The organism is Aureimonas sp. Leaf427, from assembly GCF_001425485.1.
GTDB lineage: Bacteria > Pseudomonadota > Alphaproteobacteria > Rhizobiales > Rhizobiaceae > Plantimonas.
Window position 1 is genome coordinate 160,425 of record NZ_LMQW01000034.1, and the last position, 23,673, is coordinate 184,097.

A 23,673-nucleotide genomic window follows, 5' to 3' on the forward strand; every position below is an offset into this window, starting at 1 on the left:
GTAGGTACGGCGCCTCACGAAATAAACCTTGAATCCCCTCGATCCTTACAAGTTTAAACATAAGGTTAACGCGAAACGCCTCCTGCGAGCCGCATTCCAGCCGGTCAGGCCTAAAATGGCCTCTCTGGAATCGCTAAAATGCGGGTTCTCCACGGATTCATGTCTCGTTCACCGTGCCGACGAGAGAATCAGCTGGCTTAACTCCGCCGTGAGAGCCGGCAGGGCAGGCTGCTTCTCGCACGCTCCGTTTCGGCCGTGCTGACGATCGGCCTTTCGCGTCATGCGGCGGGCCGCAAGCTGAAAGGCGATCATGGCACGAACGTCCAGCCTCCGGCGCGAGCCGGCCTTCTCCTCCGACGTCGCGGTCTGCTCCTCGCATGGACGGCCGGTCGATCTCGTTCATCTGTCCCACCAGACGATGGGCGATACGGGCCTGGAGCGCGAGATCCTCGGCCTGCTCGCCCGCCAGATATCCACCTTCGCCGGCCGCCTGGACAGCGCGACTCCGACGGAGCGGGGGCGCGTCGCCCACGCGCTGAAGGGCGCGGCGCTGAATGTCGGAGCCTTCCTACTGGCCCGGAGCGCCGAGTCCCTGGAACACGCGCCGGCCTGTCCGGACGCGCTGGCGGGCTTCGAGCGGGACCTCGCCGTCACCGGCGCGTTCATCGCCGATATCCTGCGCGACCCGTCGACGGCCCATTGACGAAGGCCCGGCGCAAGGGGCGGCCCGGCAACCGCCGCGCGGCTGCCGATTGACTTTTTTCGGCGGGAACTTCTATCGAACGGTTCCAGACTTCCTTCCCGAACCCGCCGAAGGCTTTGCATGACCGAGATCACCTTCGTGACCCATGACGGCACCCGCTACCCGCTCCAGGCGGCGCCGGGGGCCACCGCGATGGAAGTCGCCGTGAAGAATTCGGTGCCGGGCATCGATGCGGAGTGCGGCGGCGCCTGCGCCTGCGCGACGTGCCACGTCTATGTCGATCCGGCCTGGGTCGACGCGGTCGGCTCGCCCGAGGCGATGGAGGAGGACATGCTGGACTTTGCCTGGGAGATGAAGCCGACCTCGCGGCTGTCCTGCCAGATCAAGGTCGGCCCGGCCCTCGACGGGCTCGTGCTCCACGTTCCCGAGCGCCAGGCCTGACCTGGCGCCTGCGAGCCCGCGACATCTTCACTGTTCGGCCGTCGCCTCGCGAATGTTCTGCTTCAGAAGCCGGCGCAGGCGCATGTTCATCTCGCGGCCCTCGATCGTGTCGAAGTCGCGCTGCGCGCGCTCGTGGTCGGCGAGATAGGTCGCCGTGACCTTGTCCACGCGCGTCTCCATCGCCTCGCAGCTTTTGGAAGGGCCGAGGTTGCGGATCGCGCTTTCCATCTTCTTCAGCCAGAGCTTGGCGATCTTCACGTGGTCGGCCTCGTGGCGCGCGATATCGTCGGCCAGGGTCTTCCAGACGATCCGCGTCTCGGCCGTCGCGGCTCTCGGCGGCGACCATTTGGGCAGCGTCTTCACGAGATGGACGCCGAGATTGGTCTTGCCGACGCTGCAGAGCCCGTTCGGCGCTTCGCGATAGGTCACGCGCCCGTCGAACTTCACCTGCGTCGAGCCGGGATGGCGTACGCCCGTCGCGCTCATCAGCGGGCCCTTGCGGTTGAGGTCGCGGTCGAGCTCCTCCAGCGTCGAGCCTCGCACGGTGAAATAGGTCGTGCGCTCCTTCACCTCGGCGGCGACGGCCGCGTGGCCGAAAAGGCTCCCGGCGAGGAGAGGAATGAGCCAGCGCATCATCTTCGAGAGGTCCCTGTGGACGAGGTCGCCGGAACGGCGCTACTCACATGTAGTGTGGAGGCAATCCAAACAAGGAATCAAGCTTCTGCGACCGATATCCCCCTGAGGCGAGATGCCGTTCGATGACACCGATTTCTCCGCTCGGCGGCCGTCTGCGCCTGGCCCATGGCCGGCATCTGGAGCTCGGCCGGCGCGCCACGATCATGGGCATCCTGAATGTGACGCCGGACAGCTTCTCGGATGGCGGACGCCATGAGAGCGTCGACTCGGCCGTCGAGGCCGCGCTCGCCATGGTCGCGGAAGGGGCCGACATCATCGATATCGGCGGCGAATCCACCCGGCCGGGGGCAACGCCGGTCGATCCCGCCGAGGAGCAGCGCCGCGTCCTGCCGGTGATCGAGGCGCTGGCGGGCCGGCCGGACGTGCTTCTATCGATCGACACCTATCGGTCGGAGACCGCGCGGCTGGCCGTCGCGGCGGGCGCCCATCTCGTCAACGACGTGTTCGGCGCCCAAAAGGATGCCGGGATCGCCCGGGTCGCGGCCGAGACGGGCGCCGGCCTCTGCCTCATGCACACCGGGCGCGAGCGCGAGCCGCTGGCCGACGAAATCGAGGACCAGATCCTGTTTCTTACGCGCTCGCTGGAGATCGCTTCGGAGGCAGGCGTCTCGCGCGAGCAGATCGTGCTCGATCCCGGCTTCGGCTTCGCCAAGGACGGGCCGCTCAACATGCGGCTGATGGCGCGGTTCGAGGAGATTCGGCCGCTCGGCTATCCCGTCCTCGTCGGCACGTCGCGCAAGCGTTTCGTGCGCGGTCTCCTCGGGCGCGACGATCCCGAGCCGGACGTCGCGACGGCGGCGACCAGCGTTCTCCTGCGCGAGCGCGGCGCGGACATCTTCCGCGTCCACAATGTGCGGGCGAACCGCGACGCGCTGGCGATCGCCGACGCCATGTCCGCCGCGATGGCGGGAGAGGTCTGGTGAGGCGGCGCGCGCTGCTGGGGCTCGGCGGAAACCTCGGCGACCCCCAGGCGAACATGCGCGAGGCGCTCCGCGCGCTCGACGGACGGGCCGATACCGAGGTCGTCGCCGTCTCGCGCCTCTACCGCACGCCGCCGTGGGGCGTCACCGACCAGCCCTTCTTCTTCAATGCCTGCGCCGCGGTCGATACGGCGCTCGAGGCCCATGCGCTGCTCGATCTCTGCCTCGAGACCGAACGCGGCCTGAAGCGGGAGAGGCGGGAGCGCTGGGGGCCGCGCACGATCGATCTCGACCTTCTCGACCATGGCGGCGAGACGATCGCGGACGAGCGGCTGACCTTGCCCCATCCCCGGATCGGCGAGCGCGCCTTCGTGCTCGTGCCGCTTGAGGAGATCGCGCCCGGCTTCGTCGTGGACGGCGTGCCGATCGAGGAGCGCCTCGCGCATCTCGATCGCGCCGGCATCGAGCCGGCGAGCGAGGACGGGAACTGGTGGCGGCGGACGGGCGGGATCAGTCCAGGCTGAAGCCGCTGCCGAGGGCGGTTTCCTTGACGGGGTCTTCCTCGCCGCGCTTCAGGCTCATGCCGATGACGGGCACGAGCTTTTCAGCGACGCGGACGGAGACGGTGATATTGAGGCTGTCGGAATCGGCGAGGCGGGCGACCATCGCGCCCTTCAACTGCTTGCGGTTGAGCCCGACGACCATGGCGTTCTGCTCGATCGTGCCGGAGACGATGTCGAGGCCCTTGCCGGCCGCGCCGTCGAGGAAGGAGCCGGCGAAGGAATTGCCCTTCTGGCGGACTTCCGCGCGCATCTTCTGCGAGAAGAGACCGACGCGGCAGGACCCGTCGAGCGCCATGCCGGTCGACTTCTCCTGAGCCTCGCCGGCGAAGGTGCAGACGAACTTCGTGCCCTTGTACTTGCCCGCGACGATTTCGCCGGGGCCGGTCCAGCTGCCGACCACGCGATCGAAGAACGGTTTCTCGGCACCGGCGGAGGACGGGCCGGCGGCCAGGAGGGCGCAGCCGGCGACCAGGAGGCCGGCGACGGATCTGACGGACATGGAGCGGACCTTCCGGGACGATGGACGAAGGGGCGTATTGGCTTGTCCCGATTATCGTCTCGAAGGGTTAACGCATCCTTGCCGCGCCGCCGCGTCCGATCAGTCCACCCGCTTGGCCACCGTCTTGTCCTCCTGCGCCAAGCGCATGAGATCGCCGACGAAATCGCCGATGCGCGGACGGCGCTGGCGCAGGAAGGGCAGGGGGCGGCAGAGGTCCATGGCGGCAAGCCCGATCCGCGCCGTCAGAAGGCCGTTCACCACGCCTTCGCCGAGCCGCGCGGAGAGGCGCGCGGCGAGCCCGTGCCCGACGACCTGCCCGACGATGTTGTCGCCGATGGCGATCGAGCCGGTGACGGCGAGATGGGCGACGACGTCGCGGGTGAGGCGGATCAGTCCGATCGTGCCGGGCCGCGCGCCGTAGAGTTCCGACATGCGGCGAATGAGGCGGACGGTCTCGAAGAGGACGTAGGAAATGTCGACGATCGCCTTGGGGCTGACGGCGGTGACGACCGAGACCCGCTTGGCGCTATCGAGGATCAGCGCGCGGGCCTTGGCATCCAGCGGCACGAGCAGCTCGCGCTCGGCCAGCGCGATCCGGTCGCGCCCGTCGATCACGTCCTCGGCCAGCGCGTCGAGCCGCGCGCGGCCCTCGGCGGTCTCCGGCTTGCCCGCGACGAGCGCCTTGAGGCCGGCGACGACGAGCTTGGCCTCGCTTTCGGAATCCAGATCGTAGGCCCGCCGCGCGGCGCGGCGCTCCTTGTCCACGGCGGCGAGGCGCATGAGCCCCAGCATTTCGCGGCCGACGACGCCGAGCGCTCCGAGCGCCAGAAGCGCGACCAGAACGACGCCGGCCCAGCCGAGCCAGTCTTCCCGCGCGAAGAGACTACGCACGAGATCGTCCAGCGCGAGGCCGATCGCGATCGAGACGAGGGCGGAGAGGGCGCCGAGGAAGAGCTTTCCGAAGGAGAAGCCGCGCCGCCGGGGCGCAGCCGTTTCCATCTCGAGACCGGCGAGCTCGTCGTCGCGCTCGATCGCCTCCTCGGGTTCGATGGCGAGGGCCGCGAGATCGGGAACCGCGCGGGGCGAGCGGGGCATGGCCTCGCGGCGCAGCGTCTCCTCGATGGAGGGGGCCGGCGGATCGACCCGGAAGACGGCGGGGCGGCGGATCGGGCGCTCGGGACTGTCGCTCATCATTTCACCTCAGGCCAGTCGATCGCCGATCAGGAACTGCAATGCGCGGTCGAGGCGGATATGGGGCAGGGACAGCGTCAGGCCCTCCGCCGTGCGTTCCAGCTTCGGCGGGCGGAAGCGCACGAAGGTGATCGGATCGGGTGCCGCGTCCAGCTTGAACAGGCGCGCGGGATCGGAGGGGAGGTCGCCCGGGAAAATGGCGGTCTCCCGTTTTCCGTCGAAGCTCTCGCCCGCGATGGTCTCGCCGGCGATCGGCGTGCCGACGATGACGGGCAGCTTGTCGCCGTGGTCCTCGACCGTCGCCTCTCGAGTCGCGCGGATCGCGGCCATGGCGAGCGTTTCGGTCTCGGCGCCGGAAAAGCGGGCGCGCTTCACAGCGTCGTCCACGAGACGCTTCACGATCGCCTCCAGCCGAAGATGGCTCTCGCGATGGAGATGGTCGGCCTTGGTCGCGGCGAAGAGGATGCGGTCGATCCGCCGGCCGAGCACGGCGCCGAGCCATGTGGCGCGACCGGGGCGGAAGCAGGCGAGAATGTCGACCAGTGCCGTTTCGAGATCGGCCATGGCCTCCGGCCCGGCATTGATCGCCTGCATGACGTCGACGAGGAGGATCTGCCGGTCGAGCCGGGCGAAATGATCGCGGAAGAAGGGTTTGACGACGACCGACTTGTAGCCCTCGTAGCGCCGCGCCATCAGGCCGGCGAGAGAGGTCTTGGCGTAGGTTTTGCCGGGCTCGACGGGCAGCGGCGCGAAGGTCAGCGCCGGCGAGCCTTCGAGATCGCCCGGCATGAGGAAGCGGCCGGGCGGCAGGGTGGAGAGCGCGGTGCGGTCGGCGCGGCAGGCCTGGAGATAATCCGCGAAGGCCCGCGCGAGCGCCTGCGCCGTCGGCTCGTCGGCCGGGCCGTCGAGATCGGCGGCCGCAAGGAGCTTCAGATAGGGGCCGGCCATCGCGGCGCGCGAGGGAAGGCGCGCGCGGGCGACCGATTCCGCGGAGAAGGTGGCGAAGTCCTTTTCCAGAAGCGGCAGGTCGAGCAGCCACTCGCCGGGATAGTCGACGATGTCGAGCGAGAGGCGGCCGGCCGAGAACATTCGGCTCCAGCCCGAAGCGGATTCGTATTCGATCGTCAGGCGAAGCTCGGAAATCGCCCGCGTCGACTGCGGCCAGAGCCGGTCCTCGACGAGGGTGCGGATATGGTCCTCGTATTGGAACCGCGGCACGCCCGCATCGGGCTGCTCTTCCAGAAAGCTGCGCGCGATCCGCCCGCCCGACTGCGCCTCGAAGAGCGGCAGGCGCCCGCCATGCAGAAGGTTGTGGACGAGGGAGGTGATGAACACCGTCTTGCCCGCGCGGGACAGGCCGGCGACGCCCAGCCGAAGCGTCGGACGGAAGATCGAGCCCGTGCGGTCGGCGATGTTGTCGAACGCGATCCGCGCTTCGTCTGTGAGGCTGGTCATGGAAAGCTGGCGGTGTCCCGTTGGCTGGCCGCCGGCATATAGGGAAGACGCGACGCCTTCTGTAGACGTCTACTCTCGCGTGGGAACGAGAAGCGCTGCAAGGCGCCCCGTGCCGGGCGCGATCTCGGCCAGCGGGGTCGAAAACTCGATGACGGCCAAGCCTGCCGTCGGAAAGCCCATGCGCGCCGTTTCCAGAGCTTGCGGGTCGCCGTCGGGGGCGAGCAAGGCCGTCACCTCGTCGATCATCGGATTGTGGCCGACCAGCATGAGCGAGGAGACGCCGGAATGGCGGGCCGCGGCGATGTAGGCGTCGGGCCCGAGCGCATAGAGATCGTCGATGGATCGCGTTTCCACGTCGTCGCGAAGGAAGGGGCGGATGGCGGCCAGGGTCTCCTGCGCGCGCACGGCGGTGGAGACCAGAATGCGGTCGAGGGAGAGGCCGAGACCATGGAAGGCCGCCCCGACGAGGGGCGCCTCGCGTCGCCCGCGATCGTCGAGCGGGCGCTGATGATCCCGCTGGCCGGGAAGGGCCCAGGAGGAGTGCGCATGACGCAGGAGGAGAAGGCGGCTCGAAGCGCTCGTGGGCATGAAGACCGAGTAGTGCCTTTCGCTCCTTCGGGCAATCCGTCCGTCCGGAGAAGCATCGTGGCGGGTCTTCTTGGCGAAATGACGTTGCCCAGCCATGAAAATTTCGTAAAAACGGATGCTTATCCCAAACTGATGATGTTGGGACGCATTGCGGTAATGCCGCTTGTTCGCGAAGTCTTCGGTGGCTATAAGCACGCCGAGACGGCATCCGAGGAAGCGATATGAGCGAAACTCTGCCCATCATCTCATCGACCCTCTCGGAAGATGGCACCTTCATGAACGAGCGGCAGCGGGAGTATTTCCGAAAGAAGCTGCTCGCCTGGAAATCCGAGATCCTGCGCGAGTCCCGCGAGACGCTGGATGCGCTGGCGAACGACAACTCCAATCTCGCCGATCTGGCCGACCGCGCTTCTTCGGAGACGGATCGCGCCATCGAGCTTCGGGCGCGCGATCGTCAGCGCAAGCTGATCTCCAAGATCGACGCGGCGCTGGAGCGGATCGAAGAGGGGACCTACGGCTATTGCGAGGAAACCGGCGAGCCGATCAGCCTCAAACGGCTGGACGCCCGGCCGATCGCCACCATGTCGCTCGAAGCGCAGGAGCGACACGAGCGGCGCGAGAAGGTCTATCGCGACGAGTGATGCATCGGCCGGTCTTCCCGGCCGATGTCTTTTGCGGGGTTCGAGAACGGCGGCCAACGTCCGTTTGCCCCCGAGTGCCGAAGGCGCGGCTTTCACTTTTCGCGCATCTTCGAAGGAATGCAGGCCTCGCCGATCCATCCGGTTAGCCCCAGGTTCGGCCGATCGGCTCCGACCGAAGCGCGTCCGGCGTCCCCTTCACCGCATGAAGCTTCTCGGCATTCCGTGCATCGAGATCGCCGGCGGTCTTCGATGCTGATGTGAAGTCTTCCGACGTCAGCCTTCGGTCACACGGATCCTCCGCCGCATCTCCTAGCTGGATAGCTGCAGGCTCCGCGTTCTATGTCGACGAAGAACGTCGGAAAACCCGCGACCGTCCCGAGTCGAGGAATGCAGGCCCGGCGGCCGGTCTCAGGCGACATGGCCGAGACGGTGGCGTCCCGGCCATCTTCTGATTCCGTCAGCGATTGCGCCGGTCGGATGTTTCGAGATCGAAGTCGCCAAGAAGGCGCTCCATCTCCTCCTCCAGCGTCAGCGGTCGCTTGGCGGGCGGCGGTGTCGGTGCGGCGCTTTCGACCGGCTTTGGCGGTGCGGGCGGCTTTTCCGGCTGGACGACCGGCGCTTCGGTGCCTTCCTTCGTCGCCCAGATGTCCTCTCCCAGCTGGTCGTTCAGCTGCGCGGAGAGGAAATCCTCCAGATCGTCCTCTTCATCTTCCCACGTGGTCGCGGGCTGGCGGGTTGGCGCGGCAGCGGCCAGCGTAGCTTCGCGAGCGGGTGAAGACGGGGTCGGCGGGACGGGAGGGACGGGCAGGACGACCTCCGGCTCGCGCCGTGTCGCAGGAGCCGGGACGCTCGTTTCGGGGGCGGACTGACGGCCCTGAATGGCCGACGCGAAGCTGCGGACCGCGAGAGGGCGCCGATCGCCGGCATCGGGTGCCGCAACACTCGGAGCGGCCGGCCCGCTTTCCACGCGGGGCGTGGGCGGAGCGACCGGTGCCGGCTGTGCGGGCGCCTGCGGCGCAGGCTGAGGTCTCTCGATCGAGGGCGCGGCGTTCTGCTCGACGGGCGAGCGCACGGGCTCCTTCGCCTTGGCCAGAAGGCGCGCCAGAACCTCTTCGGGCGACGGCTCGTCGCCGACAGGCTTTGCAGCCTCGATCTCGTCCTCGACGTCGTTCGTCCGGTTCGGCTCGTTCCGTTTGGCCTTCGCCTCCAGCTCGGCTGCGGCGGGGGCGGGCTTTGCCGGAAGGGTCGGCGTCGCCATGGACCTTGCTTGGAAGGGCTGGGCCGCGGAGGGCTGGGCCTGGAACGACTGGGCTGGGGAGGGCTGAGCCTGGGAGGGGGGTGCCGGCTGAATCGGCGTTGCCTGACCGGACCTCTGGACAGGCTCCAATGTGCCGCCGACGGTGAAGCGCGGCAGAGGCAGGGAGACCGGACGCTGCGCATCGCCGGCTTCGGTGGCCGCCGGCGGCTGCGGCGCACGCTCGGGCTCGCGCGGCAGCTGGCGCGGCAGGGCGGTGGGCGGGATCGGCTGCGGAGCGCGGGGCGGCTGCGGCTGGGTCGGGGCAAGAGGCGGGCGCGTGGCGGCAGGCGGCACAGGCGCCGACGCCGCGGGCTGCACCGGCGGCTGCGGCGCGACGGTCTGCACGGGCGCCGATGGCAGCACGGGCGGCGCGACCCTCTGCGCCTCGGCCGGCGGGGCGATCGGATCGATCGACACGGCCGGCGCGGACGCGGCGGGCGCCGCTACGACAGGCGCCGATGCGACGGGCGCCGATACGGTCGGGGCCTGCACGACGGGCGCCGAAACGATCGGAGGCGAAACGACGGGCGGCGAAACGACAGGGGTCGTGATGACAGGGGCCTGGACGACGGGCGCGGTCGGGCGTTGCACGGCGACGCTGGGCGCAGACGGCGGCTCCACGGCGGGAATCGGCGCCGGCGGCGCGACGAGGACGGTCGCGTCCCGCTCCGGCTTCACCTCGTCCTTCGAAACCTTCGGTGCGGAAGGCCCCTCGATCGGCGGCGCGACGTTGGGCGCGGGCAGCGAAGAGGATGCCGGCGCCGCTCGGGGCGTTTCCACCACCGGGTCCGAACGATCCGGGACGGATACGACGACGGGTGCGGCCGCGGCGACCGGCGCGACGGGCGGAGCCGGCGGCTGGGGCGGGCGCGGCACCGGCCGCGTCAGCGGGCTCGGCCCGCGCGCGACTTGGGACGGGGCGGCGCCGCGAGCCTGCCCTGCGCCGCGCTGCCCGTAGTCTTCGGCGCCGAGGCTGGGTTCGGTGCGGCCGGGCCGCGCGGAGGGCACACCGCGCAGGATGCTGGCCTCGACCACGAGATCGTTCTGTCCGCCGATCAGGAGGAGATGCTCGACCTCGTCGCGGCGCACCAGGACGAGCTTGCGCTTGGGATCGATCACCGACACGTCCATCACGGCCAGTCGCGGTCCGCGCCCTTTGACCTTCGGTCCGCTGCCGACGCCCATCGCCTTCTTGGCGATCGCCAGGACGATGACGATCAAGGCCAGAACGATGGCCGCGACCAGCGCATAATAGGCGAGCGGCGCCATGTCGGTGCCCACCACATCAGAAAGCCAAGATGGCATGCTGCACTCCTGCAAGCTTTTTTCGATGGTAGACCGGAATTGTCGAGTCGGGACAAGCGCTTTCGGCTGGACTTTCGCGTCCGTCGGCAGCATCGCGGTCCAGCCCCGCAAAAGCCTGGGGCTCCAGATTGCCGGGATCGCGGCATCCGCCCTGTTCGCGCTTCGTCAGATTGCGCCTCGGCTGGCCTGCGTTAGAGAGTAGGGTCATCCGTGAAAGGGCGGCGAGATCGCGTCCCGATCCTGAAGCCGGCAACCGGGCAAAAGAGGTCGAGACTTGAGCCGCGTGGGAACGGGACCCTTATCGATGACGAACGGAACGGGCGTCGGCTTGCCGGACAAGCCGCTGATCGACCGCACGGCGGGCGCGCGGAACGTGCGCAAGCTGCTGGTGCTGTGCGGAGCGCTCTTCTTTCTCGCCGCCATTCCCGCGCTTCTCGGCCATAGCTATGGCGGCAAGCTGCTGCTCGCGATCTTCGCGCTGCTCGCCGTCGTCGGCGTCGTCGTTGTCTTCGCCGCGGCGGTGGGGCTCGTCTCCTTCTCGGCCCAGCCCGGACAAGGCGGCATCGCCAACGATTTCCTCGACACGCTCGACGTCGGCACGCTGATCGTCGATCGCCGCGGCCGCATCGTCTATGCGAACAAGGCCTACGGGCTCGCCACGGGAGCCGCGAACGACCCGGCGGAACTACGCACGATCGAGCGTCTTCTCGCGCGGGAACGCGATGCGTCCGAGGCTATCTACCGCCTCGCCAATCTGGCGCGGGACCAGCGCAGCGGGCAGGAGGAGATCCGTCTGCCGCGAAGCCTCGCCGATGCGTCGAGCACCGAGCCACGCTGGTACCGCGTCTCCGTTCGCCCGCTCAGCGGCGCGTCCGGCGCGCTCCAGGCCTGGCAGATCGCCGACGTCACGGCCGAGCGAGACGATCAGGAGACCTTCTTCCAGGATCTCCAGCACGCGATTGACTATCTCGACCACGCGCCGGCCGGCTTCTTCGCCGCCGACGCCAAGGGGCGCATCGCTTACATCAACGCCACGCTCGCCGATTGGCTCGGTGTCGATCTCGTGGCCTTCCGCCCCTATGCGCGGGCGATCGCCGAATTCGCGGCCGATGGGGACGCGGCTCTTCTGTCGACGAGCCCGGAAGCCGCCGAAGCGGGCGCCGTCAGCATCGTCGATCTCGACCTCGTGCGCGCCGACGGGCACAGGCTGCCGGTCCGGCTCCTGCGCAAGACCGGGCTCCTTCCGGACGGAGCGCCGGGCCTGTCGCGCACGATCGTTCTCCAGCGCAACATCGACGCCAAGGGCGCGGGCGCGCTCGACGCGGCCGAGGTGCGCTTCACGCGCTTCTTCAACTCCTCGCCGATGGCCATTGCGGCGCTCGGGCATGACGGCCGCGTCGTGCGCGCCAATGCCGCCTTCGCGCGCATGTTCGGCCAGCCCGCGGCCGGCGGGCTCGTCTCGGTGGGCGAAGTGGTGGGGGACGAAAGCCGCGACGCGCTGCGCAACGCGCTTCTCGCCGCCGGCCGCCACGATGCCAGCATTCCCGTCGTCGATGTCGAGCTGCCCGGCAGCAGCCCGACCCGCGTCGCGCGGCTCTATCTCAGCGCCGCCGGCGAATCGGGCGACGGATCGGGCGACGCCGCCATTCTCTACGGCGTCGACATCACCGATCAGCGCTCGCTGGAGGAACAGTTCGCCAAGAGCCAGAAGATGCAGGCGGTCGGCAATCTGGCCGGCGGCATCGCGCACGACTTCAACAACGTCCTGACGATCATCACGGCCTCGGTCGACTTCCTGCTTCTCAACCACCGCTCGGGCGATCCGTCCTTCCAGGACCTTCTTCTCATCAAGCAGAGCGCCAACCGCGCGGCCTCGCTCGTGCGCCAGCTGCTCGCCTATTCGCGGCGCCAGACCATGCGCCCGAAAATGCTGAACCTCACCGACGTCATCGCGGACATGCATCTTCTTCTGAAGCGCATTTCGGGCGACCTCGTGAAGCTCGAGCGCCATCACGCGCGCGACCTCTGGCCGGTCATGGCCGATATCGGCCAGTTCGAGCAGGTGATCACCAATCTCGTGCAGAACGCCCGGGACGCCATGCCCGAGGGCGGGCGCATCCAGGTTTCCACGCGCAACGTGCCGGATGGCGAGACGCGCGGCTTCGGCTACGCGGAAATGCAGGGCGGCGACCACGTTCTCGTCGAGGTCATGGATTCGGGAACGGGCATGCCGGCCGACGTCGCCGAGCGGATTTTCGAGCCCTTCTTCACCACCAAGGAGATCGGCAAGGGCACGGGTCTCGGCCTGTCGATGGTCTACGGCATCGTGAAGCAGTCGGGCGGCTTCATCTTCGTCGACTCGAAGGTCGGGCAGGGCACGACCTTCCGCATCTTCCTGCCTCGCCACATTCCCGCGGACCTGCCGCTGACGAACAAGGTCGAGCCCAGCCTTTCCGCCGAGCAGGTCGCGGCCAAGGCCGATCTTTCCGGCACGGCCTCGATCCTGCTGGTGGAGGACGAGGACCATGTGCGCGCCGGCAATGTGCGCGCGCTGAAGATGCGCGGCTACGAGGTTCACGAGGCCTCGTCCGGCGTCGAAGCGCTGGAGGTGATGGAAGCGATCGGCGGGCGGGTCGATCTCGTCGTCTCCGACGTCGTCATGCCCGAGATGGACGGCCCGACCCTCTTGCGCGAGATGCGCGCCAAGCGGCCGGACCTGAAGTTCATCTTCGTCTCCGGCTATGCCGAGGACGCCTTCGCCAAGAACCTGCCCGAGGGCGAGAAGTTCGGCTTCCTCGCCAAACCCTTCTCGCTCCGCGACCTCGCCATCGCGGTCAAGGACATGCTGGAGGAATAGGCGGTCAGTCCGCCGACAGCGCTTCGGCCAAGCGCTGCGCCACGAGAGCCTTGGCGATGCCGGCCGCAAGGCGGGCGTTGGAGCGCACGAGGGCGATGTTGGTCTCCAGCGACCTGCCCTCGCTCAGCTCGAAGATCCGCTGCAGGAGGAAGGGCGTGACGGCCTTGCCGGCGATGCCCTTCCGGTCGGCATCGCCCAGCGCGTCGGCGATCCAGAGCTCCACGATATTGGCCTCGATCTCGTCCTCCGCATCGACCGGATTGCCGATCAGCATGCCCCCGCCGAGCCCGATTCGGCTGCGCCTGTGCTGGAAGGAGGCGATGGCCTCCGCCGAATCGAGCCGAAGCGGGGCGGGCAGGCCCGAGACGCGCGACCAGAAGGCCGGCCAATCGTCGCTGCGATAGCCGATGACCGGAACGCCTTTCGTCTCAAGCACTTCCAGCGTCTTTCCGATATCCAGAATCGCCTTGGCGCCGGCCGAGACGACGATGACCGGCGTCGCCGCCAATTCGTCGAGATCGGCGGAGATGTCGAAGCTCGCGCCTGCGCCGCGATGGACCCCGCCGATGCCGCCTGTGGCGAAGACGCCGATCCCGGCGAGCGCCGCCGCGATCATCGTCGCCGCGACCGTGGTGGAGCCCGTGCGGCCCGTCGCCATGGCGAAGGCGAGATCGGCCCGAGAGAGCTTCATCACCGAGGTCGCCTTGGCCAGCGCTTCGATCTCGGCATCGTCGAGCCCGATCCGCAGAACGCCGTCGAGCACCGCGATCGTCGCAGGCTCGGCACCCTCCGCGCGCACCAGCGCCTCGACGCCCCGCGCGGTCTCGACATTCTGCGGATAGGGCATGCCATGCGTGATGATCGTCGATTCCAACGCCACGACCGGGCGGTTTTCGGCGAGTGCTGCCGCGACACGCGGCGAAAGGCGAAAGGGCTGGTCCGTCATGGTGGGCATCCTTCAGGAGGCGAGGGAGCGCGGAGGCGCCATCGCCTCCATCGTTCGTGCGATGGTGTCGACCGTCTCGCCCGTTTCCGACGCATCCATCGAGATGCGCCGGCTGGCGGCGGCCATCCCGAGACGGGCGGCTTCGAGAAAGGGGCGGCCTGCCACGATCGCCTGGAAGGCGACGCCGGCCAGCGTGTCGCCGGCGCCCGTCACGTCGCGCAGCGAGGCGACCGCCGGCGGTGCCTGAAGGTGGATCGCTCCGTCCTCGATCAGCGCCGCATCGTGCGGTCCGTCCGTGACGACCGCGCGACGGACACCCATGTCCACCAGATTTTGAGCCAGCCGGGCCGCGTCCGTCGCCGGTGTCATTTCGACGAGGGTCGCCGCCTCGGCGCGCGATAGAAAGAGAGTGCCGAGGCGCGGGAGGCTGGCGGATAGCCGCATGGCCTTCGCCGGCGAAACGGCGATCGCGGCGGTGGGGCGCTCGCCGAAGCGCGCCAGGAGATGCGCGATCGTCTCGGCGGAGAGATTGGCGTCGAGAAGAAGCCCGCCCGCCTCGGCCAATTCGAGCCGCACGCGCCGCTGGCGCAGGAGCCGCCGGCCGAGGAGATCGTAGATCGCCATGTCGGCGATGCCCGCGACGAGATCGCCGCGATCGTCGAGGATCGCGTTGTAGGTCGCCGTGGTGCGGTCCAGCCAGACAAAGGCGTGCTCGTCGATGCAGGCCGCTTCGACCGCTTCGGCAACCCGCTCTCCGGCGAGATCGCCGCCGCGGGTCGTGCAGAGCCGGACCCTGGCGCCGAAGAGCCGCATCGCCAGGGCCGCATTGAACGCGGCCCCGCCGACCGTCTCCGTCACCACGCCCGGATTCGAGGCGCCCTTCTGGAAGGGAGTGCTCGACCGCGCCCGGCGATCAAGATGCGCCGCGCCGATCGCCAGAATGGAGGGAGGGGTCTCACTCATGATCGCGATATCCCCGAAAATTCGGTGTCAGACAGGAACAAAACGCGACCACGCTCTTGCGCGATGGGAACAAAATAAGTACATCTGCAACATCCAAGGCGTGATTGCACCCCGGCATTGCGCGTGAAATAAGGACGCTCCCCCATGGCTCAGAAGCCTCTCCGGCTGGTCGAGGATACGTCGTTGGACAAGACTAAGGCGCTCGACGCCGCGCTTTCGCAGATCGAACGGGCTTTCGGCAAGGGCTCGATCATGCGTCTCGGCGCAAATGACAAGGTCGAGGTCGATACCGTTTCCACCGGATCGCTCGGGCTGGACATGGCGCTGGGCATCGGCGGCCTGCCGCGCGGGCGCATCGTCGAGATCTACGGGCCGGAAAGCTCGGGCAAGACGACGCTGGCCCTCCACACGGTGGCCGAGGCCCAGAAGAAGGGCGGCATCTGCGCCTTCGTCGATGCCGAGCATGCGCTCGATCCGGTCTATGCCCGCAAGCTCGGCGTCAATCTGGAGGATCTTCTGATCTCCCAGCCCGACACCGGTGAGCAGGCGCTGGAGATCGTGGATACGCTCGTGCGCTCCGGCGCGATCGACGTTCTTGTCGTCGATTCGGTCGCCGCGCTCACCCCGCGCGCCGAAATCGAGGGCGAGATGGGCGATTCGCTGCCGGGCATGCAGGCGCGCCTGATGAGCCAGGCGCTGCGCAAGCTGACGGGCTCGATCAGCCGGTCGAAGTGCACCGTCATCTTCATCAACCAGATCCGCATGAAGATCGGCGTCATGTACGGCTCGCCCGAGACGACGACGGGCGGCAACGCGCTGAAGTTCTACGCGTCCGTTCGCCTCGACATCCGGCGCATCGGCGCGATCAAGGATCGCGACGAGGTCACGGGCAACCAGACCCGCGTCAAGGTCGTCAAGAACAAACTCGCGCCGCCCTTCAAGCAGGTCGAGTTCGACATCATGTATGGCGAGGGCGTGTCGAAGACGGGCGAGCTCGTCGATCTCGGTGTGAAGGCTGGCATCGTCGAGAAGTCCGGCGCCTGGTTCTCCTACAACAGCCAGCGCCTCGGCCAGGGCCGTGAGAACGCCAAGACGTTCCTGCGCGACAACCCGGACGTCGCCAACGAGATCGAGACGACCATTCGCCAGAATGCCGGTTTCCTCGCCGAGAAGCTCCTGGAGACGGGAACGGCCGAGGAAGGCGACGAGTAGGATCGGGTTCGGAGAGGGATTTTCCTCTCCCTCGAATCGAACAGGATCGCGGCGTCCCGGAAGCGGGGCGCCGTTTTCGTCGGGGGCTGCGCCCTTTCCCGGCGCCATGGCGGTCCGTCGCTGATGGACAGGCCTTGTCGCCCCGGCTAAAACCCGGTCGCCTTTGCGCCGTCGAAGAGCCCGTTGGGCCGTTCGGTCCGGCGCGACGAAGGCGGGCGCCGAGATGGATCGGCGTCGCGATCCTGCTCCGCGCTCTCGGCGAATTCGGCTTTGTCGAAGCGATGGCGCGTCCAAGTCTTGCGAAGGTTGTTTCATGAGCGGCGTGAACGAAATCCGGTCGGCGTTCCTTCAGTACTTCGCGAAGAACGGCCATGAGCCCGTCGCGTCCTCACCGCTCGTCCCGCGCAACGACCCGACCTTGATGTTCACCAATGCCGGCATGGTGCAGTTCAAGAACGTCTTCACGGGCCTCGAAAATCGTCCCTACAAGCGGGCCGCGACCTCGCAGAAATGCGTTCGCGCCGGCGGCAAGCACAACGATCTCGACAATGTCGGCTACACGGCCCGGCATCACACGTTCTTCGAGATGCTCGGCAATTTCTCCTTCGGCGACTATTTCAAGGAGAATGCCATCGAGTTCGCCTGGACGCTCCTGACCAAGGAGTTCGGGCTGGCGAAGGACAAGCTGCTCGTCACCGTCTATCACGACGACGACGAGGCCGCGTCCTTCTGGAAGAAGATCGCCGGTCTCACCGACGACCGGATCATCCGCATCGCGACGTCGGACAATTTCTGGTCGATGGGCGAGACGGGTCCTTGTGGTCCCTGCTCGGAAATCTTCTACGATCACGGCGAGTCGATCTTCGGCGGTCCTCCCGGCAGCAAGGACGAGGACGGCGACCGGTTCATCGAGATCTGGAACCTCGTCTTCATGCAATTCGAGCAGCTCTCGCCGAGCGAGCGCGTCGCCCTGCCCAAGCCCTCGATCGATACGGGCATGGGCCTTGAACGGGTCGCGGCCGTGCTACAGGGCGTCCACGACAATTACGACATCGATCTCTTCAAAGCGCTGATCCGTGCGTCCGAGGAACTGACCGGCGTTCCGGCAATCGGTGAGAACCGCGCGAGCCATCGCGTGATCGCCGACCACCTGCGCTCCTCCGCCTTCCTCATCGCGGATGGTGTCCTGCCGTCCAACGAGGGGCGCGGCTACGTGCTTCGCCGCATCATGCGCCGGGCGATGCGCCACGCGAAGATGCTCGGCGCCCGCGAGCCGATTCTCTACAGGCTCCTTCCGGTGCTCGTCGCGGAGATGGGCCGCGCCTATCCCGAGCTCGTCCGTGCGGAGGCGCTGACGGCCGAGACGTTCAAGCTGGAGGAGAAGCGCTTTCTCCAGACGCTCGATCGCGGTCTCGTCCTTCTCAACGAAGCCAGCGAGGCGATGGGCGAGGGCGAGAAGCTGCCTGGCGAGACCGCTTTCAAGCTCTACGACACCTATGGCTTCCCCCTCGATCTGACGCAGGACGCCCTGCGCCAGCGCGGCATCGAGGTCGATGTCGACGGTTTCCGCACGGCGATGGAAAAGCAGAAGGCCGAGGCGCGGGCGAGCTGGGCGGGGTCCGGCGAGACCGCGTCGGAGACGGTCTGGTTCCAGATCCGCGACCGCGTCGGCGCGACCGAGTTCCTCGGCTACGACACCGAGAAGGCGGAGGGAGCCGTGGTCGCGCTCGTCGCCGACGGTGCCGAGGTCTCGGAGGCCGTTTCGGGCACCGACGTGTCGATCGTTCTCAACCAGACGCCGTTCTACGCTGAATCCGGCGGCCAGCTCGGCGACACCGGGACGATGCGCGGCGAGGGCGTGCGTCTGTCGGTGACGAACACGCAGAAGATGGCCGGCGGCCTCTTCGTCCATCGCGCGACCGTCGAGGAGGGCGTCCTGAAGATCGGCGCAGCGCTCGAACTCGAGGTCGATCATGCCCGCCGCACGAAGATCCGTTCGAACCATTCGGCGACGCATCTTCTTCACGAGGGCCTTCGCGAGGTGCTGGGCACCCATGTCGCGCAGAAGGGGTCGATGGTCTCGCCGGACCGCCTGCGCTTCGACTTCTCGCATCCCAAGCCCATCGATGCCGAGGAGCTCGCGAAGGTCGAACGTCTCGCCAATGCAATTGTCCTCCAGAACACGCCGGTCGAGACGCGCCTGATGGCCGTGGACGACGCGATCGCCGAGGGCGCGATGGCGCTGTTCGGCGAGAAGTACGGCGACGAGGTGCGCGTCGTCTCGATGGGGCTGAACGAGACCGGCGAGAAGGCCGGGCGGCCCTATTCGATCGAGCTTTGCGGCGGCACGCATGTGCGCGCCACCGGCGATATCGGTCTGGTGCATGTGCTGGCCGAAAGCGCCGTCGGTGCGGGTGTCCGGCGCATCGAGGCGCTGACCGGCGGCGCGGCGCGCGACTATCTGATGGAGCAAGACGCGCGGGTTCGGCGCATGGCGGCCGCGCTGAAGGTCGCGCCCGCCGAAGCGGCGGAGCGGCTGGAGGTGCTGGTCGACGAGCGCAAGCGGCTGGAGCGGGAGCTTGCCGATGCCAAGCGCAAGCTGGCGATGGTCGGCGACAGCGGCGGGGCCGAGGGCGGACCTGGGGCACGCGAGATCGGCGGCGTGAAGTTCCTCGGGCGAGTGCTCGACGGCGTCGCCGCCAAGGACCTGAAGGGTCTCGTCGACGATGCCAAGGCCGGGCTCGGTTCGGGCGTCGTCGTCTTCGTCGGCGTCGCAGAGGGCAAGGCGAGCGTCGTCGTCGGCGTCACGCCGGATCTCACCGGCCGCTTCGACGCGGTCGCGCTCGTTCGGCAGGCGAGCGAGGCGATCGGCGGAAAGGGCGGCGGCGGGCGTCCCGACATGGCGCAGGCGGGCGGACCCGATGCCGCGAAGGCCGGAGATGCCGTCTCGGCCGTGGAAGCCGCGCTCGCGGCTTGAGCGCCTGACCGGGCGCCTTTGCCGGAGGCTACAAAGCGGCCGCGACGATGGGGGCATTCTCTGCCCCGATGCTGATGGGGATGGGACGTCGATACGAGAAAGGGCTGGTCGCATGCGACCAGCCCTTCCTGATTCGAGCCTCATGCGTTTCGGCACGCGGCCGATCGATATCAGTCGTTGTAGATGGGAAGTGCGCCGACCGCAGCGGCGTCGGCTGACAGGATGAGCTTCACGCCGTTGAGAGTGAGGCTTTCCAGCGGCACGATGCGGTCCTCGTTGCCGAAGCCGGCCTTGTCGTCGAAATCGACTGCGACGGCGGTTGCCGTGGCCGCGTCGGTTCCGAGGACCTCCTCGATCTCGCCGATCTTCACGCCGGCGGCGTTGTGGATGGCGAGATCCTCCAGCGCGTCGGCATTGGAATTGATCATCGGAATCATCGTCGCGTCCGCGACTTCGACGAGCGCCGTGGTCTGCGCGTGGGCAGTGGCGGCGCCGAAAAGGCTCGTGGCGATGACGACGGAGGCGATGGTCTTGCGATCGAACATTTCGAGTCTGCTCCATGTTGCGTGAGCGAACGAAATGTCCCGGGGCGTGCGAAGTTTCATCACACTGGAGTTGATGTTCGATTTCTCGCGCAACCCAGCGGTTTACCGATCATCGTTTGGAGGACCCGATGGCCCGCAGGACAGCGGTTCGGGTGGCAAAGCCCGCGACCGGTTTTTAGCTTTTGAATTGAGCCGCGCCGTTGGGCGGCTCGCAGCTTCGATCCGGCGCGGTCGGCCTTGCCGACGGCTTGGTCTCGACCCCGGCGCTGCAGCCTTCGATCGGATCGTTGGCGGTGGCCTCGGGACATCCGGGCCGTGCGCGAAGCTCGTTCCGTGCCGCGTCGTTCGAATGGCGGCGCGCCGGTTTCGGCACACCGCCATCGCAGAGGCTGGTGTCAGCCCATGGCCTTCTTGAGGTTCTCGTCGATCTTGTCGAGGAAGCCCGAGGTGGAGAGCCAGGGCTGGTCGGGTCCGATGAGGAGCGCCAGGTCCTTGGTCATGTAGCCGGCCTCGACGGTCGCGACGCAGACCTTCTCCAGCGTGTCGGCGAAGCGGGTCAACTCGTCGTTGCCGTCGAGCTTGGCGCGGTGCGCCAGGCCGCGGGTCCAGGCGAAGATCGAGGCGATCGAGTTGGTCGAGGTCTGCTCGCCGCGCTGGTGCTGGCGATAGTGGCGCGTGACCGTGCCGTGCGCGGCCTCGGCCTCGACGGTCTTGCCGTCCGGCGTCATCAGGACGGAGGTCATGAGGCCGAGCGAGCCGAAGCCCTGCGCCACCGTGTCCGACTGCACGTCGCCGTCGTAGTTCTTGCAGGCCCAGACGTAGCCGCCGGACCATTTCAACGCCGATGCGACCATGTCGTCGATCAGGCGGTGCTCGTAGGTGATCCGGGCTTCCTTGAACTTCGCCTGGAACTCGGCCTCGTAGACCTCCTGGAAGATGTCCTTGAAGCGGCCGTCATAGGCCTTCAGGATCGTGTTCTTCGTGGAGAGGTAGACGGGATAGCCGCGCAGCAGGCCGTAGTTCAGCGAGGCGCGCGCGAATTCGCGGATCGACTCGTCGAGATTGTACATGGCCATCGCGACGCCGGAACCGGGTGCGTCGTAGACCTCGTGCTCGATCACCTCGCCGTCCTCGCCGACGAACTTGATCGAGAGCTTGCCCTTGCCGGGGAACTTGAAGTCGGTGGCCTTGTACTGGTCGCCGAAGGCATGGCGGCCGACGATGATCGGCTTGGTCCAGCCGGGAACGAGGCGGGGCACGTTCTTGGCGATGATCGGCTCGCGGAAGATGACGCCGCCGAGAATGTTGCGGATCGTGCCGTTCGGCGACTTCCACATCTTCTTCAGCGAGAATTCCTTCACCCGGTCCTCGTCCGGGGTGATGGTGGCGCATTTCACGCCGACGCCGTGCTTCTTGATGGCGTTGGCCGCGTCGATCGTCACCTGGTCGTCGGTGGCGTCGCGGTTCTCCATACCGAGATCGTAATATTCGAGATCGATATCGAGATAGGGGTGGATCAGCTTGTCCTTGATGAACTGCCAGATGATCCGGGTCATCTCGTCGCCGTCGAGCTCCACGACCGGGTTGTCGACCTTGATCTTCGCCATCGGATGCCTTTCCTGACCTCTGGGCGATCCGGGTGCCGCGGACCGCGTCTCTCTACCGGGCCGAGCGCCCGAACGAACAGGGTTGGGCTATAGCATCGCTAGGCTCCGACGCAAGGCGACAGAACGGTATCGCGCGCGACTCGTGCCGCAAAGCAGCATTGCGCGGCCAAGGCGCCTCTTGGCCACCGGTGAGCGACACGGTATCAGCCGGTTCAGTCAACAAGGATATGCGACTTTGGCCGGCACGAACCGTAGCGACGTCAATCTCGCCGAGGGGCCGGCGATCATCCTCTGCGAACCGCAGCTCGGCGAGAATATCGGCATGGTGGCGCGCGCCATGGCGAATTTCGGACTGTCGGATCTGCGCCTCGTGAGCCCGCGCGACGGCTGGCCGAACGAGCGCGCCAGGGCCGCCGCCTCGCGGGCGGATCACGTGATCGACGCCGCCCGGCTCTACGAGACCGCGGCGGAGGCGGTCGCCGATCTGACCTACGTGCTCGCGACCACCGCGCGGCCGCGCGACAGCCTGAAGCCCGTGCGCGGGCCGGAGGAGGCCGGCGCCGAGCTTCGGGCGCGCATCTCGGTCGGGCAGGGGGCGGGCATTCTCTTCGGGCGCGAGCGGTTCGGGCTGAACAACGACGAGATCGGGCTTGCCGACGAGATCGTGACCTTCCCCGTCAACCCCGCCTTCGCCTCGCTGAACATCGCGCAGGCCGTGCTCCTCATGAGCTACGAGTGGATGAAGTCGGGCGGCTCCGAGGGGCCGCGCTTCACCGCGCCGGAGGTGGCGCCGGCCGAGAAGGAGGACCTGCAGCGCTTTCTCGACCATCTGGAGGGCATGCTGGACGCCGCCGGCTACTTCCACCCGCCGGAAAAGCGGTCGGCCATGTCGCAGAAGGTTCGCACGATCCTGACCAAGGCGGCTTTCAGCGAGGGCGAGGTCCGCACCCTGCGCGGCATGCTGCGCCATCTGGAGCGGCGCATGGCGCAGGCGGGGCGCAGGTCTTGAGCGAGCGCCCGGTTCTTCTCTTCGATTCCGGCATCGGCGGACTGACCGTCCTGCGCGAGGCGCGGGTGCTCATGCCCGAGCGCCGGTTCCTCTATGTCGCGGACAACGCGGCCTTTCCCTATGGAAACTGGGAGGAGGAGGCGCTTCGGGCGCGGCTCGTGGAGCTGTTCGGAACGCTGATCGCCGAGCACGATCCGCTGCTCTGCATGATCCCCTGCAACACTGCCTCGACGCTGGCGCTCGGCGATCTCCGAGCCGCCTATCCCGGCATGCGCTTCGTCGGCACGGTTCCGGCGATCAAGCCGGCGGCGGAGCGCACGCGGTCCGGGCTCGTCTCCGTTCTCGCGACGCCCGGCACGGTGAAGCGGCAGTACACGCGCGATCTCATCACGCAATGGGCCTCGAAATGCCATGTGCGGCTCGTCGGCAGCGTTGAGCTGGCCGGGCTGGCCGAGACCTACATGCGGCACGGCTTCGTCGACGAGGAGGCCGTGCGCGCCGAGATCGAGCCCTGCTTCGTCGAGCAGGACGGGCGGCGCACGGATATCGTCGTGCTCGCCTGCACGCATTATCCCTTCCTGGTGAACCGCATGCGCAAGATGGCGCCCTGGCCGGTGGACTGGCTGAACCCCGCCGAGGCGATCGCGCGGCGCGCCCTGGCGCTGCTTCCGCCGGATGGGGAGCCGGTCGCGTCCGGGCTCGACCGGGCGATCTTCACGGCCGGTCCCGCCGATGCGGCGACGCGCTCGCTCCTGCGCGGTTTTGGCCTCGCTGCGGACGGCTGACGGCGGCGGAGGGCGAGCGGGAAGCCGTCCTGTTCGTGGAAAGCCGATGGAAAAACGGGAACACCGTGGGGCGACGGGCGTTCGTCGCGGAGAAGGCCCTGACCGAAGGCCGCGCAGCACCCTGGAGACCGCATGGACCTCATCCGCATCATCATCGCCATTTTCCTGCCGCCCGTCGCCGTGTTCACGCAGGTCGGTCTCGGCAAGCATTTCTGGATCAATCTTCTCCTGACCTTGCTCGGATGGCTGCCCGGCGTGATCCACGCCTTCTACGTGATCGGGAAATACTGATCCTTTCGGAGGCTTCGGGTTGACAGGCGCACCGCCTGTCACCTATTCGACATCCAACCGGCCGCGCTGAAGAGCGCGGCCGGTTTTCAACGTTCCCCGTGGCCATCCCCGCATCGCGCGACGGATGGCCTGTCGGTTCGCTTCGGCGGACAGAGGAGGGTGCGTTACCCGCCGGACGATCG

At 67.8% G+C, this 23,673-nt stretch carries 22 protein-coding genes; 12 read left to right on the forward strand and 10 right to left on the reverse strand.

What is annotated here, in order from left to right; genetic code table 11:
- The first annotated feature begins 310 nt into the window (after positions 1 to 310).
- Together ASG62_RS16795 and ASG62_RS16800 are read left to right on the forward strand one after the other, a co-directional pair.
- Positions 311 to 703 carry an Hpt domain-containing protein gene (locus ASG62_RS16795; protein ID WP_056693501.1) on the forward strand — a complete coding sequence of 131 codons (393 nt, stop codon included), beginning with the start codon at positions 311 to 313 and terminating at the stop codon, positions 701 to 703.
- A 120-nt stretch (positions 704 to 823) separates the two neighbouring features.
- Entirely contained in the window at positions 824 to 1,144 is a 321-nt protein-coding gene (locus ASG62_RS16800) for a 2Fe-2S iron-sulfur cluster-binding protein (protein ID WP_056693503.1), read from the forward strand.
- A gap of 27 nt (positions 1,145 to 1,171) precedes the next feature.
- Here the strand turns inward: ASG62_RS16800 and ASG62_RS16805 are convergent, their stop codons facing one another.
- Complete coding sequence (locus ASG62_RS16805; protein WP_057180515.1) at positions 1,172 to 1,780, reverse strand: DUF922 domain-containing Zn-dependent protease; 609 nt, start codon at positions 1,778 to 1,780, stop codon at positions 1,172 to 1,174.
- Between the two features lie 122 nt (positions 1,781 to 1,902).
- Here ASG62_RS16805 and folP point away from each other — a divergent pair, with 122 nt between their 5' ends.
- Entirely contained in the window at positions 1,903 to 2,763 is an 861-nt protein-coding gene (gene folP, locus ASG62_RS16810) for a dihydropteroate synthase (protein ID WP_056693510.1), read from the forward strand.
- Entirely contained in the window at positions 2,760 to 3,284 is a 525-nt protein-coding gene (folK, locus tag ASG62_RS16815) for a 2-amino-4-hydroxy-6-hydroxymethyldihydropteridine diphosphokinase (protein WP_156382207.1), read from the forward strand. Before folP ends, folK begins: the two co-directional genes overlap by 4 nt.
- Here the strand turns inward: folK and ASG62_RS16820 are convergent.
- The 4 genes from ASG62_RS16820 to ASG62_RS16835 form a co-directional block, all read right to left on the reverse strand.
- Positions 3,271 to 3,822 (reverse strand): hypothetical protein, encoded by a 552-nt coding sequence (locus tag ASG62_RS16820; RefSeq protein ID WP_056693517.1) that lies wholly within the window; start codon positions 3,820 to 3,822, stop codon positions 3,271 to 3,273. The two genes, folK and ASG62_RS16820, sit on opposite strands and share 14 nt — an antisense overlap.
- Positions 3,823 to 3,921: 99 nt before the next feature.
- Entirely contained in the window at positions 3,922 to 5,013 is a 1,092-nt protein-coding gene (locus ASG62_RS16825; RefSeq protein ID WP_056694014.1) for a YcjF family protein, read from the reverse strand.
- Between the two features lie 9 nt (positions 5,014 to 5,022).
- Positions 5,023 to 6,468: a YcjX family protein gene (locus ASG62_RS16830; RefSeq protein ID WP_056693520.1), complete on the reverse strand. Its 1,446-nt coding sequence runs from the start codon at positions 6,466 to 6,468 to the stop codon at positions 5,023 to 5,025.
- A gap of 69 nt (positions 6,469 to 6,537) precedes the next feature.
- A complete protein-coding gene (locus ASG62_RS16835; protein ID WP_056693523.1) occupies positions 6,538 to 7,056 on the reverse strand; it encodes a SixA phosphatase family protein in 519 nt (172 codons plus the stop codon).
- A gap of 57 nt (positions 7,057 to 7,113) precedes the next feature.
- Between ASG62_RS16835 and ASG62_RS27025 the strand changes: the two genes are divergently transcribed.
- Together ASG62_RS27025 and dksA are read left to right on the forward strand one after the other, a co-directional pair.
- Positions 7,114 to 7,281 (forward strand): hypothetical protein, encoded by a 168-nt coding sequence (locus tag ASG62_RS27025; protein ID WP_162246008.1) that lies wholly within the window; start codon positions 7,114 to 7,116, stop codon positions 7,279 to 7,281.
- On the forward strand, positions 7,278 to 7,697 hold the full coding sequence (gene dksA / locus ASG62_RS16840) for an RNA polymerase-binding protein DksA (protein ID WP_056693526.1): 420 nt from the start codon (positions 7,278 to 7,280) through the stop codon (positions 7,695 to 7,697). The genes ASG62_RS27025 and dksA overlap by 4 nt, the downstream gene beginning before the upstream one ends.
- Positions 7,698 to 8,154: 457 nt before the next feature.
- On the opposite strand, the gene ASG62_RS16845 is transcribed toward dksA, so the two are convergent.
- Positions 8,155 to 10,299 carry a flagellar biosynthetic protein FliO gene (locus ASG62_RS16845; protein ID WP_162246009.1) on the reverse strand — a complete coding sequence of 715 codons (2,145 nt, stop codon included), beginning with the start codon at positions 10,297 to 10,299 and terminating at the stop codon, positions 8,155 to 8,157.
- A gap of 304 nt (positions 10,300 to 10,603) precedes the next feature.
- Here ASG62_RS16845 and cckA point away from each other — a divergent pair, with 304 nt between their 5' ends.
- Positions 10,604 to 13,156, forward strand: coding sequence for a cell cycle histidine kinase CckA (gene cckA / locus ASG62_RS16855; protein ID WP_056693534.1), 2,553 nt, complete (start codon positions 10,604 to 10,606; stop codon positions 13,154 to 13,156).
- Between the two features lie 4 nt (positions 13,157 to 13,160).
- Here cckA and ASG62_RS16860 read toward each other — a convergent pair whose 3' ends face one another.
- Together ASG62_RS16860 and ASG62_RS16865 are read right to left on the reverse strand one after the other, a co-directional pair.
- On the reverse strand, positions 13,161 to 14,102 hold the full coding sequence (locus ASG62_RS16860; RefSeq protein WP_056694018.1) for a pseudouridine-5'-phosphate glycosidase: 942 nt from the start codon (positions 14,100 to 14,102) through the stop codon (positions 13,161 to 13,163).
- Between the two features lie 12 nt (positions 14,103 to 14,114).
- Positions 14,115 to 15,065: a carbohydrate kinase family protein gene (locus ASG62_RS16865; protein ID WP_056693537.1), complete on the reverse strand. Its 951-nt coding sequence runs from the start codon at positions 15,063 to 15,065 to the stop codon at positions 14,115 to 14,117.
- A gap of 144 nt (positions 15,066 to 15,209) precedes the next feature.
- Here ASG62_RS16865 and recA point away from each other — a divergent pair, with 144 nt between their 5' ends.
- On the forward strand, positions 15,210 to 16,277 hold the full coding sequence (gene recA / locus ASG62_RS16870) for a recombinase RecA (protein ID WP_056693538.1): 1,068 nt from the start codon (positions 15,210 to 15,212) through the stop codon (positions 16,275 to 16,277).
- Positions 16,278 to 16,590: 313 nt separating this feature from the next.
- Positions 16,591 to 19,254, forward strand: coding sequence for an alanine--tRNA ligase (gene alaS / locus ASG62_RS16875; protein ID WP_056693541.1), 2,664 nt, complete (start codon positions 16,591 to 16,593; stop codon positions 19,252 to 19,254).
- A 170-nt stretch (positions 19,255 to 19,424) separates the two neighbouring features.
- Here the strand turns inward: alaS and ASG62_RS16880 are convergent, their stop codons facing one another.
- Positions 19,425 to 19,799 (reverse strand): PRC-barrel domain-containing protein, encoded by a 375-nt coding sequence (locus ASG62_RS16880; protein ID WP_056693544.1) that lies wholly within the window; start codon positions 19,797 to 19,799, stop codon positions 19,425 to 19,427.
- A 395-nt stretch (positions 19,800 to 20,194) separates the two neighbouring features.
- Positions 20,195 to 21,406, reverse strand: a complete 1,212-nt coding sequence (locus tag ASG62_RS16890; RefSeq protein WP_056693550.1) for an NADP-dependent isocitrate dehydrogenase — start codon at positions 21,404 to 21,406, stop codon at positions 20,195 to 20,197.
- Positions 21,407 to 21,641: 235 nt separating this feature from the next.
- Here ASG62_RS16890 and ASG62_RS16895 point away from each other — a divergent pair, with 235 nt between their 5' ends.
- From ASG62_RS16895 to ASG62_RS25800, 3 genes are all read left to right on the forward strand, one after another.
- Positions 21,642 to 22,415: an RNA methyltransferase gene (locus ASG62_RS16895; protein ID WP_056693553.1), complete on the forward strand. Its 774-nt coding sequence runs from the start codon at positions 21,642 to 21,644 to the stop codon at positions 22,413 to 22,415.
- A complete protein-coding gene (gene murI, locus ASG62_RS16900; protein WP_056693556.1) occupies positions 22,412 to 23,200 on the forward strand; it encodes a glutamate racemase in 789 nt (262 codons plus the stop codon). Before ASG62_RS16895 ends, murI begins: the two co-directional genes overlap by 4 nt.
- Positions 23,201 to 23,332: 132 nt before the next feature.
- Positions 23,333 to 23,491, forward strand: a complete 159-nt coding sequence (locus tag ASG62_RS25800) for a YqaE/Pmp3 family membrane protein (protein ID WP_082490675.1) — start codon at positions 23,333 to 23,335, stop codon at positions 23,489 to 23,491.
- The last annotated feature ends 182 nt before the right edge of the window (positions 23,492 to 23,673 follow it).